Source organism: Neobacillus vireti (assembly GCF_001026695.1).
Classification (GTDB): domain Bacteria; phylum Bacillota; class Bacilli; order Bacillales; family Cytobacillaceae; genus Neobacillus; species Neobacillus vireti.
The window spans coordinates 108911-125297 of the sequence record NZ_LDNB01000009.1; the positions used below are offsets into that span (position 1 = coordinate 108911).

12 protein-coding genes, 1 pseudogene and 1 riboswitch are annotated in these 16387 nt (G+C 40.4%); of the genes and pseudogenes, 11 read left to right on the plus strand and 2 right to left on the minus strand.

The window, feature by feature from the left end:
- The first annotated feature begins 232 nt into the window (after positions 1–232).
- The 6 genes and pseudogenes from AA980_RS10300 to AA980_RS10325 all read left to right on the plus strand — a co-directional run.
- A complete protein-coding gene (locus AA980_RS10300) occupies positions 233–658 on the plus strand; it encodes a MarR family winged helix-turn-helix transcriptional regulator (RefSeq protein WP_024031232.1) in 426 nt (141 codons plus the stop codon).
- Positions 658–1854 carry an MFS transporter gene (locus tag AA980_RS10305; protein ID WP_024031233.1) on the plus strand — a complete coding sequence of 399 codons (1197 nt, stop codon included), beginning with the start codon at positions 658–660 and terminating at the stop codon, positions 1852–1854. The genes AA980_RS10300 and AA980_RS10305 overlap by 1 nt, the downstream gene beginning before the upstream one ends.
- A 276-nt stretch (positions 1855–2130) precedes the next feature.
- The gene (locus AA980_RS10310) at positions 2131–2619 is read left to right on the plus strand and encodes a DinB family protein (RefSeq protein ID WP_024031234.1); all 489 of its coding nucleotides are present in this window, start codon (positions 2131–2133) and stop codon (positions 2617–2619) included.
- Positions 2620–2869: 250 nt separating this feature from the next.
- Positions 2870–4591 carry a hypothetical protein gene (locus tag AA980_RS28145; protein WP_053005473.1) on the plus strand — a complete coding sequence of 574 codons (1722 nt, stop codon included), beginning with the start codon at positions 2870–2872 and terminating at the stop codon, positions 4589–4591.
- 845 nt (positions 4592–5436) lie between these two features.
- Positions 5437–7098: a sulfatase-like hydrolase/transferase gene (locus AA980_RS10320; RefSeq protein WP_053005474.1), complete on the plus strand. Its 1662-nt coding sequence runs from the start codon at positions 5437–5439 to the stop codon at positions 7096–7098.
- Between the two features lie 850 nt (positions 7099–7948).
- Positions 7949–8398, plus strand: a pseudogene (locus AA980_RS10325) (FGGY-family carbohydrate kinase); the annotation flags it as partial.
- A 376-nt stretch (positions 8399–8774) separates the two neighbouring features.
- On the opposite strand, the gene htpX reads toward AA980_RS10325, so the two are convergent.
- A complete protein-coding gene (htpX, locus tag AA980_RS10330) occupies positions 8775–9653 on the minus strand; it encodes a protease HtpX (protein ID WP_024028624.1) in 879 nt (292 codons plus the stop codon).
- A gap of 298 nt (positions 9654–9951) precedes the next feature.
- Between htpX and AA980_RS10335 the strand changes: the two genes are divergently transcribed.
- Positions 9952–10197: a hypothetical protein gene (locus AA980_RS10335; RefSeq protein WP_024028623.1), complete on the plus strand. Its 246-nt coding sequence runs from the start codon at positions 9952–9954 to the stop codon at positions 10195–10197.
- Positions 10198–10457: 260 nt separating this feature from the next.
- On the opposite strand, the gene AA980_RS25780 is transcribed toward AA980_RS10335, so the two are convergent.
- Complete coding sequence (locus AA980_RS25780) at positions 10458–10949, minus strand: universal stress protein (protein WP_024028622.1); 492 nt, start codon at positions 10947–10949, stop codon at positions 10458–10460.
- A gap of 347 nt (positions 10950–11296) precedes the next feature.
- Positions 11297–11396, plus strand: a riboswitch (purine riboswitch).
- A 104-nt stretch (positions 11397–11500) separates the two neighbouring features.
- On the opposite strand from AA980_RS25780, the gene AA980_RS10345 reads away from it, so the two are divergent.
- The 4 genes from AA980_RS10345 to AA980_RS10360 all read left to right on the plus strand — a co-directional run bounded on the left by AA980_RS10345 (position 11501) and on the right by AA980_RS10360 (position 16366).
- A complete protein-coding gene (locus tag AA980_RS10345) occupies positions 11501–12670 on the plus strand; it encodes an MFS transporter (RefSeq protein ID WP_024028621.1) in 1170 nt (389 codons plus the stop codon).
- An 879-nt stretch (positions 12671–13549) separates the two neighbouring features.
- Positions 13550–15487 (plus strand): BglG family transcription antiterminator, encoded by a 1938-nt coding sequence (locus AA980_RS10350; RefSeq protein ID WP_024028620.1) that lies wholly within the window; start codon positions 13550–13552, stop codon positions 15485–15487.
- Positions 15488–15669: 182 nt separating this feature from the next.
- On the plus strand, positions 15670–15999 hold the full coding sequence (locus tag AA980_RS10355) for a PTS sugar transporter subunit IIB (protein ID WP_024028619.1): 330 nt from the start codon (positions 15670–15672) through the stop codon (positions 15997–15999).
- Positions 16000–16042: 43 nt separating this feature from the next.
- Positions 16043–16366: a PTS lactose/cellobiose transporter subunit IIA gene (locus AA980_RS10360; protein ID WP_034724089.1), complete on the plus strand. Its 324-nt coding sequence runs from the start codon at positions 16043–16045 to the stop codon at positions 16364–16366.
- The last annotated feature ends 21 nt before the right edge of the window (positions 16367–16387 follow it).

Consider the following 16387-nt stretch of genomic DNA (forward strand, 5'->3'; position numbering starts at 1 on the left):
AGGGGCCGTCCAATATAAAAGGCTGACGGGTTTTCTATAGGAATTCAAAATTAATAATAACATTAAGGCCCGACTAGCTCCTATCCACTAGTCGGGCCTGTTTCACACAAAACTTCCGATTGTCCCCTTAGAGAACCGTCCCCGTGGTACCTTGCATTCTTTAGGAGAAAGTGATATAGTTATCTTCGGTAATCATTTAGTTACTCTGGGTAACTAAAAAGGAGGATTTAGTTTGGAAGGTTATTTACAGCGTTTTTTAGCTTTATATAGACCGGTAATTACGAGATTGAACGAGCTGATGAGTAACTATGGCATCACGTATTCACAATGGATTGTCATTTATCATTTGAAACATCGCGGTGCTTCTACATTGGTCGAAATTGCAGTTCAACATGAGGTTGAAAAACCAACCATTACAAGACGTGTCAAGAAATTAATGGATCTTGGCATTGTTGAACAAATTTTAGGTAATGATAAACGGGAAAAAATTATTCAATTAACGGATATCGGCGAGAACATTTATCGCGATATTCGTAAAGACATCACAGAACTGGAATTTCGTATTATGGAGAACATTCCAGAGCATGAACGTAAAATCGCGTACGAAATTTTTCCGAAAATCAATGATAATCTTAAGAAAGAAAGGGAGCTTCATTAATGCAACATACGAAATTATGGACAAAGGATTTTATTATTGTCTCACTTATTAACTTTCTTCTCACTTTAGTTTTCTATTTACTCGTTGTAACCATTGCGACATTTGCGATTGATGAATATCATGCAACGGTTAGTCAATCTGGGCTTGTCAGTGGTGTATTCATCATCGGTGCACTGATTGGCCGCTTCGTCTGCGGCAGCATTATCGATAAAATTGGGCGCAAACGACTACTAATTATCGGTACTATTTTATTTATTGCGATGACAGCACTATATTCCGTGCCTCTTGGCATCGGTTTTTTAATTTTATTGCGTCTCCTTCACGGAATTACACATGGGATGGCAAGTACAGCTGCTGGTACAGTCGTGGCACAAATTATTCCGGCGCCGCGCAGAGCAGAAGGAATCAGCTATTATAGCATGAGTACAACGCTTGCTACAGCGCTCGGACCATTTATTGGTCTTTATATGCTGCATAGTACAACCTTCCCTGTTATCTTTACATTATGCTTAATTTTAGGTGTCATTTGTTTTATTATCGGTCTCATTTTAAAAGTGCCTGTTGCGATCCAAAAAACACCTGTACAACAAAATGAGAAAAAATCAGGCATCTCAATTAAAAACTTTATCGAACCAAAAGCGGTACCAATTGGAATTATTATCTTACTTCTTGGTTTTGGTTATTCAAGTGTTTTAACTTACATTAATTTTTACGCAACGGAAATTAATCTTGTTACTGCCGCAAGCTTCTTCTTCCTTGTATATTCCATTATCGCGCTTGTTTCGCGTCCGTTCTCAGGACCTTTAATGGACAACAAGGGCGCCAATATCATTATGTATCCAGCGTTTATTTTATATGCGATTAGTATGTATATGTTAAGTGTTGCGGGTAGTAGTTGGGTACTTCTTCTTGCCGGCGCCGTTATGGGTCTAGGATTTGGAAACATGCAATCTGCTACACAAGCAATTGCGATTAAAGAAACGCCGCCAGCTCGAATGGGACTTGCAACGTCAACATACTTCATCTTCTACGATGCAGGACTGGGTCTTTCACCATATTTACTCGGTTACATCACGCCATATACAGGCTATGCGAAAATGTATGCTATTATGGCCGTGGTCATTCTTGTAACTGGAGTGCTTTATTTCTTCCTACATGGCTTAAAAGAAACCCATCTCCGGAAATTAGCACACTAAAAAAACTCAAATAAATTCTGTCAAATAGACAGGAGAATAAAAAAATGATAAACAGCTTGAGCCTTGAATTTTAAGGGCGCAAGCTGTTTATCATTTGGATTAGTGGGGTGAGCCCCACGATATGTTTCTCTTTTTCTTGTTCAATCAGCAAGTTGTATTGCTTGGGCTTAGGGATTAAGAAGGGATTGCTGTGGCTATCTTATTTTAGTCAGTTAAAAAAGGGTTTTTCTATACATGTATAGAATAGGTAGTTATATTTGTTAAGGTGGTGTTTTGATGCTTCAACATGAATATGGATGGGTTCGACAAACTAGAAGAACTCTGTTAGATTTTTGTTGGAAATTAGATCCTAATCATTTTACTAATAAGAATGGATTCGGTTGGCAAAGTGTAAGAGACACATTGGTTCATATAGCAGATTGCTATGTTGCATGGCTAGGCTCATTTGTTTTATTGAAGACAAAAAAACCACTTACTCCAAGGGAAGAATTACATAATCTTAGTTTAGAGCAAATAATAGCACGTTTTGAACAAGTGGATTCAATAGTAAATGAATTATTAGAAATACATGGAAATAATTTAAACGTGCTAATTGAGAGAGAAATCCCTTGGAGAGAAGGATCTGAACTATTATCAATCACTCCTCGTAAATTGCTAATACACACAATTACTCACGAGTTTCATCACAAGGGACAAATAGTAGCTATGCTCCGTCAGATGGGTTATGAGCCCCCATATACTGATGTATTAGGAACAGAAGATTAATTTATTCAAGTGAATAGAAATTAAACAACTTTAAGGAGCCTTACTACAATAAAATCTAGCAAGGCTCCTATCTTTTACTAACGAATATTGTTTAAACATAATGCTTTCTACTTAGTGCAATTGACAACTTTTTTCATATTGGGGTTGAAGGTTCTGATAGAATAATATTAGTAAGAACTTTTTTTTTCTTAGCTAATAGGTGTTTGTTTTTTTGTGAAGAAAGAGTGGAGATAGGGGGAACTGGTTCATCATGAGAATTTTTATAAGACTCTTTTTTATGATTTTGTGTGGAGCTATGATTTTACCGGCTTTTCAGGTTGCGGCCGAGGAAAATAGCTCAGATGCAGCAAAGAATGGCTGGTATGAGGAGCAAGGTAAGCAATACTATTATAGGGATAATCAAGCCGTAAAGGGCTGGCTTAACATTGACAACAACTGGTACTACTTCAATCAGAACGACGGAGCCGCTAGCGAGGGCTGGGTCTATGACAAGGGAAAGTGGTATTTTCTTAAAAGCAGTGGTGTCATGCAAACTGGCTGGCTGCTAGATAAAAATCACTGGTACTATTTAAATTCCTCCGGCGCGATGCAAACTGGCTGGCTACTAGATAAAAATCACTGGTACTATTTAAATTCCTCCGGCGCGATGCAAACTGGCTGGCTACTAGATAAAAATCACTGGTACTATTTAAATTCCTCCGGCGCGATGCAAACTGGCTGGCTACTAGATAAAAATCACTGGTACTATTTAAATTCCTCCGGCGCGATGCAAACTGGCTGGCTACTAGATAAAAATCACTGGTACTATTTAAATTCCTCCGGCGCGATGCAAACTGGCTGGCTACTAGATAAAAATCACTGGTACTATTTAAATTCCTCCGGCGCGATGCAAACTGGCTGGCTACTAGATAAAAATCACTGGTACTATTTAAATTCCTCCGGCGCGATGCAAACTGGCTGGCTACTAGATAAAAATCACTGGTACTATTTAAATTCCTCCGGCGCGATGCAAACTGGCTGGCTACTAGATAAAAATCACTGGTACTATTTAAATTCCTCCGGCGCGATGCAAACTGGTTGGCTGTTAGATAAAAATCACTGGTACTATTTAAATTTTTCCGGCGCGATGCAAACTGGTTGGCTGTTAGATAAAAATCACTGGTACTATTTAAATTCTTCCGGCGCGATGCAGACTGGTTGGCTACTAGATAAAAATCACTGGTACTATTTAAACTCCTCCGGTGCGATGCAAACCGGCTGGCTCTTAGAAAAAAACCACTGGTATTATTTAAATCCTTCCGGTGCAATGCAGACTGGCTGGGTTTATCTAAACAGCTGGTATTATTTGAACCGAAGTGGGGTCTGGGTACCGAATACGATTGCAGATGGATTAACAACTGTATCAGATAATAATCAGCTCATCCTGGTGACTTCATTAGGCTATAACACCAATAAGGCAAAAATCCGCACCTTTGAAAAAGAAGATAATAAGTGGTATGAAAAACTTAATGTCGATGGTTTTATTGGAAAAGAGGGCTTCGCCACTGTTATGAATGAAGGAGCTAAAAAATCTCCTAGGGGAAAATATACGATTGGGACAGCGTTTGGAAGATTTCAAAATCCAGGAACAAAGCTGCCTTATCGTCAGATCACTTCTGATGATCTCTGGGTGGATGATTCTAACTCCTCCTTATATAATACGTGGCAAAAGGCATCTGAAAATCGGGGACGTTGGAACAGTGCTGAAAAAATGGATATTGCAGCGTATAATTACGGATTTGTGATCAATTACAATACAGCTGAAAGAATTCCAGGAGCAGGTTCCGCTATCTTTTTCCATGTTTCCAATAGTTATACGCTTGGTTGCACAGGAACTGCACAAAATTATGTTGTTGGTATTCTTAAATGGCTGGATCCTAGCAAGAGTCCAGTTATCATTCAAACCCCTGAAGGTGAGCTCAATCACTATTAATTCAATAAAGAGGTAAACGTTAATAAAGTGTTTGCTTCTTCGTTTTTTTTGTTATCTGAAATAGAAAAAGGTATGTTGATTGAGTGTTCGTAGCACTCAGTTGATTAAACTTTGGGCCCGAGCTTGTTTGCATTGCTCGGGCCCTTGGGCGAATATGGCATGTGCAAGTAACAGTGCGCGTATTTGTTAGGGGATGTGCCTAATACCTCAAGCATCGGGGCGAGCGTTTTCTTATCCACTAAAGTGGCAGGTCAGCTGAACAAGAGAAAAAAGCGTTAATCCACATGTAGTAACGGTTTTTATTGAGCGGATTACCAAATTAAGGATATTCCGTTCTTAATAATCTATCTACTTTGAAAACTATTCCATCAAATAAGACTTCCACTTTCTTAACGAATACCGTAGCGTATGTTTCTAATTTTTTCTGGCAAGACATTCTGTTGTTTAACCAACGAGCGCTATCCTTGAGCAAGGATAAGCGCTTTTTTTCCATTTTAGGGCCATTTTGCAGAATAACCTTTTAAGCGAATCCAATTTCGCGCTCGGTGCCAATGACAAAAAAAGGTGGAGCAGCTACCCCCTGTTTACTTTACCTTAATCATTCATTCACCTTCATTTCACATTGTCCTTATCTATTCTAAGCAAAAAAGAGGGCAAATGGCCCCCTGCCCACTACAAAAGCTAATTTTAAGAATAAATTAATTAATGTCAGTTCAAATTTATTACAAAAGGAAGGGATATTTTGAGTCAGAAATGGATTTATGATCCAAGCGATTCCTTGTATATGTTTTTTCCTGGTGATTCCATTTGCAACTATAGAACTTTTCCTGAAAGGGAGGAAGATCATGAACCGCCGCGGTAACAATAAGAATTACACCAAAGGACACGACCGAAGGGGAAGGCCCAATATCCTGGTTATTCTAGTCGACCAACTCCGGTTCCCCCAGGGCAGCTTCGACCAGGCAACTCTGGATCAGGCGGCGCCAAATCTGGCAAAGCTGCGTAGTGAATCGGTGAGCTTCGATGCACATTACGCCGCGGCAACCGCCTGTTCCCCCTCGCGCTCCACGCTGCTGACTGGACTTTACACCCATCAGAATGCCATGTTCCTGACCAATGTCGAAGGATTGGCGGGTGTACCTCCTACCCCGGACCTTAATCCGAATTTTCCTACTTGGGGGTCCATTCTGCAAGGTGATTTCGGTTACCGCACCTTCTGGTGGGGAAAATGGCATCTGTCGATTGATTGTCCCTTGGATCGATACGGCTTCCAAAGGGATGCCTTGCCGTGTCCATCCCCTACCGGAGGCCCAGGAGAGGGGTTGAATGTCGATCCTACTATTGCTGACCTGTTTATCGATTGGCTGGAAGGGTACGACGACGGAAGGCCTTGGTGCACGACGGTCAGTCTCGTCAATCCGCACGACATCCAGTGGTTTCCTAAGTATTCGAAACAGACAACGGGAGAGGACTCCCCGCCGCCAATTCCCCAGTTTCATGAGGGATTGCCGACTAATTTCGAGCGGTGGCCCGATGCGTTGTTTCAGCAGAATAAACCAAGAGCGCAGGCGGCGTGGGCCCTTATTTGCGATCTACTCTTTGGTGACATGCCGTACCGTGGTCCTGATTTTGAGGAGCTATGGTATGAGTTCCTCGATCTTTACTATCTCACAACTCAGTACGTCGACGAGCAGATTGGGCGGGTGCTGCGGGCATTGGAACAAAGTGACTACGCTAAAAACACCATCGTTATTTTCACGGCAGACCACGGTGAGTATGGTGGTGCAAACGGCCTGCGTGGCAAGGCGTTTGCGGTGTATGAGGGCGGCATCCATGTCCCTCTTTATGTAAAGGATCCTACCGGGCGGTTTGTGCCGCCGGATCAAGCCGGCACGAGCCGTGATGGGCTTACCTCCCATGTCGATATTCTTCCACTATTGCTTACTCTTGCTTCCGGCAGTAACAAGTGGCGCGACCGATTCCAGTACGCCCAATGGAAGGGGCGGGCCAACCTGGCAGCGATGCTAAGGAGCCACAGTGCGAAAGGACGAAATTATGTCCTCCACACCAGCGATGAGAACATTCCCGAGGAAGGGCCGAAAGTCGGTATTCCGTACTGTGATGTGCTCGTCACCAAGGTACCGCCGCCAGAGCCCCTGCCGAACCTGCCCATTCCAACTCACGTGATAGGGTACCGTACTAAATATACCAAGCTTGGTGTATACAGCCGCTGGGCGCCTGGTACGATACAGATCACCACAGATGGGCAGGAGTATGAATTGTATGACTATGCGAAGTATGGCATGGGTGAGGTGACGAACAACGCCCCTGGTGGATCTATGCCAGAACCGAAGCTGTTTGCCGACTTATATCGGGAGCTGTTTGACCCTCAGAAGGGCGCACTGGCCACTGAACTGCGCCAGCCCCTGCCGCGCTTCTTGCAACCAGTTCAGCGACAAGCAATAGCGGATTACCTAGCATTCGAGGACGGGGTGCAGAGGTGTTAACTTACGGGGTCAGACCCCCACTCGGCTGAAGTTTAATGCGGTAAAAGTGTGAAAACCAAACAGAGAGCTTGTCTCTCTGTTTTTTGGTGCGCTTGGCAGCGCATCGCTCTAATGGGTGAAAGTCCCTAACATGCCGTTGTGGCGGAAATGTATAGCTGACAGGTAGTGCGAGTATCGTGAGATTTCGTGCGGAGGACCTGAAGGCAAAACTCGGAACAGGTGGCTGAAACTAGGTTGGCTGGTAAGATGGGATAACCCTGCCAAAAATGGGAATGTCCAATACCACTTGTATCTTATTAGTTATGAGGACTGGCTTCGAGTGAAAGGCGATGACGTGACCCAAGGAGATCTCATCATCTCCACCGTAGGTGGTAAATCTTTTTCAAAGCCGCGATGGACAAGAAATTGACTATGGATGGTGAGAAGTCAGAGCAGGGGATAGTAGTGAATAAACTTGTCGGAAAGGCCGCAAAGACAAGTGACTTACCACGAAGTTGGTAAGGCAGACATTGACCCAAAAGGCAGTGAACTGATGCGAAGCCCGTCTGTCCATGGAAGAAAAGCAATACGAACTTATTTACTCGTCATGTACTAAATGGATTAATTATGGAATTATCAAAACTTAGAACAAGCTTTCTATGACGTAAAGAAAAATCGTGGGGCACATGGTGTGGATAAAGTATCGATTAAAGATTATGAAATAGAATTGGAACATAACTTAAGAATGCTCCAAGAATCTTTGCGTTTGAAATCATATCGTGCAAAACCAGTCAGAAGAGTTTTCATTCCAAAAGCTGATGGTTCGAAACGTCCATTAGGAATTCCAACAGTAGTAGACCGAATCGTCCAAGCCGCAATCCGTGGAAGCTTTATTGGCATAGACGCTTCGCACAATCGCAAAGATTTTGTTCGAGCGGTTTTGGTGGGTATTACCTTCTCATTGAATGAGTCCATCGAAATCTTTCGTGACTGTGGAAAAAACATTGATACCGTCGTTTCAATCGGCGGGGGAGCAAAGAATCCGGACTGGCTCCAAATCCAGGCAGACATTTTTAATGCGAAAATCGTAAAACTCTCAAGCGAACAAGGCCCCGCGATGGGAGCGGCTATGCTTGCCGCATACGGCTGCGGCTGGTTTGAATCGCTAACAGCATGCGCGAACCAATTCTTACAAGAAGACAAAGTGTTCGAACCAAACCCGGAAAATGTGGCTGTGTACCGTGAGTTGTTTGATATCTACAAAGAGATTTACAAACAAACGAAGGCTCTAAACCATCGATTGGTGAAGTTTCGACACTGAAGAAGTGAGAGAATCTGTTATAACTGAATATTGATTTCACTGTGTTTGAAAAAATAAACGGAAAAATTCCGTTTAAATTGGGAAATACCCATATTTCCTTAATAATAAAGGGAGTTTTTCCGTTTATATGATCCAAATCGTTGGATTTTGCCTAATTTAGAGCAGTTAATCGGAAAATCTCCTCTTATATCGGCTCTTAAGCTTCCTCTATAGACATTAGCCGGAAATTCTCCGCTTATGAATGCTCATACCTACATGAAAATCAACAATGAATAATAACAGAGCCTACCAAATAAAACCAAAGGAATCCCCTGCTTTAAAAAGCATGGGGATTCCTTTGGTTTTTTCGTATTGTGGCGCCTCATCACCTGAAGCGTCATCTATTCAATCGATTAATTCTCTCGTCAAGATCCGGATGTGTTGAAAATAGCATTGATTTACGTTTTCCGTTAATTTTTAAAGTAGAAATCGCCGTTTGCTCTTCATCTTTCATCCGATTTGAATAAGCTTTTAGACATTGTAATGCATGAGTCATTTTATCCTTGCCCGCTAGGTCTGCTCCGCCACTGTCAGCGTGGAATTCACGATGTCTTGAATAAGCAAATACCACAAGGCTTCCTAAAATCGAGAAGGCTATTTGGAAGACAATAACGGCAATGAAATGAACGATTGGTGCTATGTCTTCTTTTACAAAGCGTGACACCGCCCAAGCTGCAATCCGAGCAAGGAAAACTACAAATGTATTCACTACACCTTGCAGAAGGGTCATAGTTACCATATCACCATTGGCAATATGTGCTACTTCATGGGCAATTACGCCCTCAATAGCTGCATCATCCATTTCATGAAGCAACCCGGTTGAGACTGCAACAAGTGATCGTTTTTTCGAAGGACCAGTGGCAAACGCATTTACTTCTGGTGAATTGTAAATTCCCACTTCTGGCATGTGAGTTAACCTAGCGGCCCTTGAAAGGCGATGGACTTTTTCGACAATGGTTCTTTCCATTGGTGATAATGATGCGTTAGGGTCTAAAACCTTAACCTTCATCATCATTTTTGCCATCCAGCGTGACATCGCCAAGGATATGAGAGCCCCTGTAAAACCAACGATAGCACTAAATATTAATAGTGAAATCAGATCAATGCCGCCTTGGGCATTAAAATAATTTCCCGCACCTGTAAGAGATAGCACAATACTGATGGTGACTAATACTAAAACATTCGTCAAAAGAAAAAGAAAAATTCGTTTCCCCATTATCTCACCCTTTTATAAAAATTTTTGAGTTCAAATGAGCTAATCATATGTGTCTATTATAACTGTTCCAGTAGGGAATACAAATGATGTGATGTGAACAGGTAACACGGGTCCATGCAGATACTTATTTTCTTACATCCCATTTCAAGTCGATTATGGGCATTTAGGACAAATTAATTACCAGTATTTTGAAAGATGTACTTAACCGTAAGCAGTTTAGTCGAAGAAGGAAAACTAATAATTTTCTAGAATAAATAGCAGTAACGACTTTATACACTGGAATTGAAAGGGGGATGTTATGTATAGGTTATTTGGATTTTTAATAATTAGTTTATCATTGCTTACAGCCTCAATTGTATGGCAAGTTGCTATGGTAGCAGGGCAAGGGTTGCATACCATTTCTGTTGGGCTAATTTTAATTGTTTTAATCTTGGGCATTTTATTGTTAATTCCTAATAGTAAGAGCCAAAACAAAGAAGATGTATTTGTGTCAGACGAAGAAATAGAGGCAGAATTACTGAATTCTAATCATAAAAATAAATGAAATCGAAGGCTATACTGTCTGGTGAGGTCAATGCTTTTTTTCATCATTAAACATGTGACAGCATTCCTTCAATCAAGGGAGCAAATTTCGGAGGTGATTTCCATTCAAATGCGTTTATCTCTTTGATAAAAATAATAAAGAAATCAAACCAATGTAATCAAAGACCAAGGTGGCGGTTCTGGTGGCTTTTTTTCGATCAACAGAGGAAAGAAGAAGGCCATCAAAACCGTCCCTGTAGTTTCCGTAGAAATTGGCGGTTTTTATTTTACAATAAGAACATCCATCTCCGCTTTTTTCATTACCTTTTCACTGACACTGCCCTCTAGCAGTTTTTTGAGCGCACCTTTTCCGCTGTTACCCACAATAATTAAATCCACATCTTGCTCCGAGGCAAAATCACATAAGTCATCATTAACAGGTTTGCCGCCTAATGATTCAAATTTGGCAGGTACCCCTTTACTCAGTAAAAATGACTTCGCATGATCCAAAATCTGACTGTCTCGGATGGTTTCTTGTGTTTCTAGGGGAAGTTCGTTATCAGGAACAGGGATTTGAGTTGGGTAAACCCCTCCAGCTATATTTGGTGCTACTGAAAAATCATAATTATAAGCCATATCATATATGTGCTGTTGAATAACATGAGCAACCGTAATTTTGCAGTTAGGGTTCAGCATATAGAATTGTGCGGCCCTTCCCAACGCTTTCATACTATCTTCGGAATCATCAAAACCTATAAGAATATGATTATACATGTTCATCTTCCTTTCGTTTTTAAAATTATTATATTTATACCCTTTTTTCTTTTGAATAAATCACTGCATCGCTGCAGTCTGTTTCTGCTATAAAGTAGGATAAAGTAAATCCTTCGTGAATTTGGGAACCGTTCCCCAGTGCTATAAGCGGCCGAAAGCGGGAAATTTGCTCAAGGTGGGTAGCTTATAAGGGGTATTGAGAGGCAATAACGTGATAAGAAAAAATTAAAAAAGCAGCCAATGCGCTGCTTTTTGCGTCCCTGTACCTTGAGTCTGGCACCAAGCTCTATGGAAAATATACGCACTTGAAAAGTAGAATGCATCGTGGTAAAGTGTTCAAAGTGCATACTATTAAACTATATAGTACCTGTATAACCTCAAGAATATGGCTTGAGGGTCTCTACCAGGAACCATAAAATCCTGATTACAGAAAATGAATTTATTCGTTTTTTGTAATCAGGATTTTTTGTTATTTTCTGAAAAAAAGAACCCTCTACTTCAAGCCTTTTTCATTTAGAATCATTCTAGTAAGAAAGGAAGAGAAACCGACAATGAATTTAAAAGTCTTTATACTAGCATTATCGACGGTTGCAGTTGGATTAGTTGAATTAGTCGTAGGCGGGATCTTGCCGTCCATCGCCGAAGATTTCAGTATTTCCTTAAGCTCTGCGGGACAGCTGATTACAGTGTTTGCGCTTATCTATGCCATTGCCGGGCCGGTTTTGCTTGTGTTAACTAGCAAGATGGAACGGAAGAAAGTGTATCTTATTTCCTTATTCGTTTTTTTTCTAGGTAATATCATGACCTATTTCAGTCCGAATTTTACCTTTATGATGGTTGCAAGGGTGTTAACTGCCACGAGTACAGCACTTATCGTTGTGCTTTCGTTGACGATTGCTGCAAAAGTGGTTGCTCCTGCTCACCGGGCAAAGGCTTTGGGCCTTATTTATATGGGCATTAGTTCGTCGCTGGTGCTGGGTGTGCCATTAGGAATCTTAATTTCCAATACTTTTGGATGGCGTGTAATTTTCCTTGGAATCGCGGCATTATCAATCGGGTCAATGGTGCTTATTTCATTATTTTTGGAGCGCATTCCTGGGGAAAATACGATTCCACTTTCGCAACAAATAAAAGCAGTAGGAAGTGCGAAAATAGGCTCTGCCCATCTTGCTACTTTGTTTATGCTCGCAGGACATTATACACTTTATGCCTATTTCACCCCATTTTTGGAAACAAGTCTTCATTTGAATTCATACTGGATTAGTATCTGTTATTTTGTTTTTGGAGTTGCAGCCGTAACCGGAGGGGCATTCGGTGGAACACTTTCAGATAGAATCGGCGCGCCAAAAAGCATTATAATCGTCATTAGTGCCTTTGCTATTGTCCTATGTTTATTGCCATTTACGACGTTTTCACTTGTTCTATTCATTCCGGTGATGATGGTTTGGGGAGCATTAAGCTGGAGTCTGGCTCCACCGCAGCAAAGCTATTTAATTCAGACAGATCCTGTTACATCAGATATACAGCAAAGCTTTAATAATTCCGCCTTGCAAATTGGTATTTCGCTTGGGTCAGCAATTGGCGGTCTAGTGTTAAATCAAACTGGCACAGTAACCAGTACTGCTTGGGTTGGAAGTGTTATTGTCATTATAGCCTTAGGATGCGCCGTCTTTTCTTTAACTAGACCGGCCATTGCAAGAGAAAATAGAACGACAGTCTAGTCTCATCAAAGTGCTGGTGCTGGACCCCTGATGGAGTATAGTGTTACTTTTCCGGGGGTCTAGCACTTTAGCGTTTAGCTTAACAAATATTCGTTAAGGTACTTCCTTACAGAATACCTTTTAAATAAAGAAATTATTGGAATTTTAGTTAGTTCTCATTAGTGAAATTATCGGTAATGAAAAAGGTCTATTGAAGATTCCTTTTCAACAGTACAGTATGGAAAAAAGACTGCTAAATTAGTAACGGGTTCCGTTTCCTGTCGAAAAACATGAAAATGCAGCTCAATTTGTACTGTATTTTATATCTTCTTTTGTAATGAAGAATTAGATGGCTCAGTTCACTGAGCCATCTAATTCTTGGTAAAAGGGCGGACCAAGTTGAGGGAATCAGCATGGTTTGATAAATAAGCGAAGAAATTTCTCTTAATTATGAAATAGCGCTAAAAGTAGCTTAAATAGACGGAGAAATTCCGCTTATTGACCCAAAAAACGCGAAAATCGGTCATTTTGCTTTGCTTAATCGGAAAATCTCCGCTTATTTTCCCCAGAACGAGCTCTATTCCGCATTTAGCCGGAAAACCTCCGCTTATTTTAACTATCACTAATAACTAAATTAAGGATAGGACCTCTTTTGTTTCAAAAAAACCAAGTGACCACATGTATATAAAGTGACTCGACACCGCAAATGATAAATAGCCGGGAAGGGTATAAGAACGCCGGCGAACAAGAAGGGTCTCAACATTTTCTTCCAGAATTGGAGGTTAAAAGCGGTCGTTGAAGTGGGATGAAGGGGTTATTAACCGACCCAAATTCGGGTCGTGCCTGGCAAAGTTTGATACAATTAAGTCATAGTAGCATTTGCTGGAAGGATTGATTTGAATGTTATCGTTGACGAAACGCCAAAAAGATATTCTACAGTTTCTAACAGAGTCCTCTGAACCGATAACGGCTGAATGGATCGCGAAAGAAATAGGTATTAGTGACAGAACCGTCCGTAAAGAGATGAAACTGTTGCAGCAAGACAGCGGTATGCTGGGGATTGAGATTGAATCCATACGGGGAAAAGGCTATCAAATGAAAGTGCTGAACTCCGAATTTCTTTCAACTAAATCCTCTTTATTGTTTGAAGAGAATAACCAGTCTGCCACTTTTATGGAACAGGAAGACAGGGTGCGATATCTATTAAAACGATTGCTGCTGGCTCCGGATTTTATTAGATTTGAAACGTTAGAAGAAGAAACGTTTGTTTCCAGATCAACGCTGCAGCAAGACCTGAAAATAGTCCGGCAAATGATAAAAAAATATAAATTGAAAATCACGAACCGCCCTCACTACGGAACAAAGGTAGAAGGGGACGAGTACAAGAAAAGATCCTGTTTATCCAATTTGATCTTAAGGGAAAATGGGGATATTTCCTTGAAGGGTGGTCCCTTACAACTAGTAGAAGGCGAACTTTTTGAAAAAATAAAAGAGGTTTTGATAAAAAAGGTAAATGATCATCAGATTAACATTTCGGATGTTGAACTGGAAAACTTAACCATTCATATTGTGATTGCATGTAAAAGAATAAAAGAAGGCTTTATTATCGATCCATTGGGTGTTCAATTAGGGAATGAACACGCATTTGAAAAAATGGTTTCACTGGAAGTTATCAAAGAAGTCGAGACGATTACCGGGTTATCTTTTCCGAAATCGGAAATCGATTATATTATGGTCCATTTATTAGGGACAAAATTATTAACCCGAGAGGAAGTAACCGATTTTGGCGAATTTGATGAAGTAAATACTCTTGTGAATTGCATGATTGAGAAATTAAGGTCGGAGTTTATTTGGGACTTCCATAATGACATAGAATTTATCAAAGGGATCACCTTACATCTCCGGCCAGCGATGAATCGATTAAGATACGGTTTAAATATGCGAAATCCGTTATTAAACCAAACGAAGACTAAATTTCCAAGCGCATTTGAAGGCGCTGTTGTGGCAAGTAAATGTATCGAGGATTACTTAAATAAAGAAACAGGTGAAAATGAAATCGCCTATATTGCTTTGCATATTGGAGCGGCCCTTGAACGGATGAAGGAAAAACAAAAACAAGCAAAAAGGGTTTTACTTGTGTGTGCAACCGGTATGGGAAGTGCACAGCTTCTGTTCTATCACTTGCAAAATGTATTTAAAAGTGACATCGAAATAGTGGATACAATCAGTTTCTATAATCTAACCACCTATAACTTATCGGGGATAGATTTTATTATTAGCACCATTCCAATTAAGGAAAGCTTAGGTATCCCGGTTCTTGTGGTCCATACATTTTTAGAAGAGGAAGATATAACAACTATCAAGAAAGAATTAATTTCCTCTAAAAGCGATCAACAGGAATATTTACATCCATCCCGAATTTTTATTCACCACGAATTGGATTCCAAGGAAGATACGATTCGATTCTTGTGTCATGAATTATCTAAACAAGGTCTTGTATCAACGGATTATGTAGAGCTTGTATTAGAGCGGGAAAACCTGGCATCTACTTGTTTTGGCAATTTAGTTGCGATCCCCCATCCCATTAAACCCGTAACAAATAAAACTTTTTGGACAGTGTGTACGTTAAAATCTCCGATCCAATGGGATGAACAAAAAATGGTTCAATTTGTTTGTTTATTAAATATTAAAGAAGGCGATACCGGTAATTTAAATTACATGTATCAGCAATTAATTCAAATTATCGAACATAAATCGATTGTTCAGAAATTAATTAAAAGCAGTTCCAAAGAGGAAATCATCAAAACAATGTATGAACAAATTAGTGACCTGAGCTGATTGCTTACAAAAGCAATTGGCTTTTTTATATTCATTTGCCACTTCAGGAGTCATCATTTCATTCAACGAGTACTTCTTTCCGTTACCCAAAGGAAATATCTCAACTTAAAAATAAAGCGGTTACATCTTATGCTTACAGTGTAAAGTAATTGACATGATAAAAGATGAAGGGGAAATGAAAAATGAGCACTAAGAAAATTCTACTTGTCTGTTCTGCGGGAATGAGTACAAGTTTATTAATGACTAGAATGCAAAAAACAGCACAGGAAAAAGGGATCGATGCTGAAGTTAAGGCGCTGTCTTCTAACGAAGCGACCAAGCTATTAGCAAAGGAAAAAGCAGATGTTATCTTGATTGGTCCGCAAGTCCGTTTCATGAAAAGTAAATTTGAAAAATTAGTGGCTGATTCCCATATTCCAGTCGCAGTTATTGATATGAAAGATTACGGTAAAATGGATGGCGAAAAAGTGTTAGCCACTGCATTAGAATTGATTGAAAACAATGGAAATTAATTGTTAGGGACATCTAACAAGCTAAGAGGAAGGGATGCATCCAGTGGAAGAGCCAAAAAATTTAGAAGCTGTCATGGGTTTAATTATGCATAGCGGGAATGCCAAAAGCTTTGGAATGGAGGCCGTCCAGGCTGCTAAAGAAGGGGATTTCGAAAAGGCTGACCAAAAACTTGAAGAAGCAAATGAGGAATTAGTAAACGCACACCATGCACAAACTGGTTTGTTAACTCAAGAAGCTTCCGGGGAAAAATTCGAGGTTACGTTATTAATGGTTCATGCACAAGACCACTTAATGAATGCGATTACATTTTTAGATTTGGTAAAGGAACTAATTGATGTGCATAAAAAAGTGAATGTACGTGATTAATATATATCCAAACCGATTTGG

Excerpts from the sequence above, each read along its gene's own strand:
- htpX (WP_024028624.1), bottom strand. The coding sequence starts at position 9,653 with ATGGGGAAACGAATTTTTCTTTTTCTTTTGACGAATGTTTTAGTATTA.
- AA980_RS10350 (WP_024028620.1), top strand. The coding sequence starts at position 13,550 with ATGTTATCGTTGACGAAACGCCAAAAAGATATTCTACAGTTTCTAACA.
- AA980_RS10345 (WP_024028621.1), top strand. The coding sequence starts at position 11,501 with ATGAATTTAAAAGTCTTTATACTAGCATTATCGACGGTTGCAGTTGGA.
- AA980_RS10335 (WP_024028623.1), top strand. The coding sequence starts at position 9,952 with ATGTATAGGTTATTTGGATTTTTAATAATTAGTTTATCATTGCTTACA.
- AA980_RS10305 (WP_024031233.1), top strand. The coding sequence starts at position 658 with ATGCAACATACGAAATTATGGACAAAGGATTTTATTATTGTCTCACTT.
- AA980_RS10355 (WP_024028619.1), top strand. The coding sequence starts at position 15,670 with ATGAGCACTAAGAAAATTCTACTTGTCTGTTCTGCGGGAATGAGTACA.
- AA980_RS10310 (WP_024031234.1), top strand. The coding sequence starts at position 2,131 with ATGCTTCAACATGAATATGGATGGGTTCGACAAACTAGAAGAACTCTG.
- AA980_RS10320 (WP_053005474.1), top strand. The coding sequence starts at position 5,437 with ATGAACCGCCGCGGTAACAATAAGAATTACACCAAAGGACACGACCGA.
- AA980_RS28145 (WP_053005473.1), top strand. The coding sequence starts at position 2,870 with ATGAGAATTTTTATAAGACTCTTTTTTATGATTTTGTGTGGAGCTATG.
- AA980_RS25780 (WP_024028622.1), bottom strand. The coding sequence starts at position 10,949 with ATGTATAATCATATTCTTATAGGTTTTGATGATTCCGAAGATAGTATG.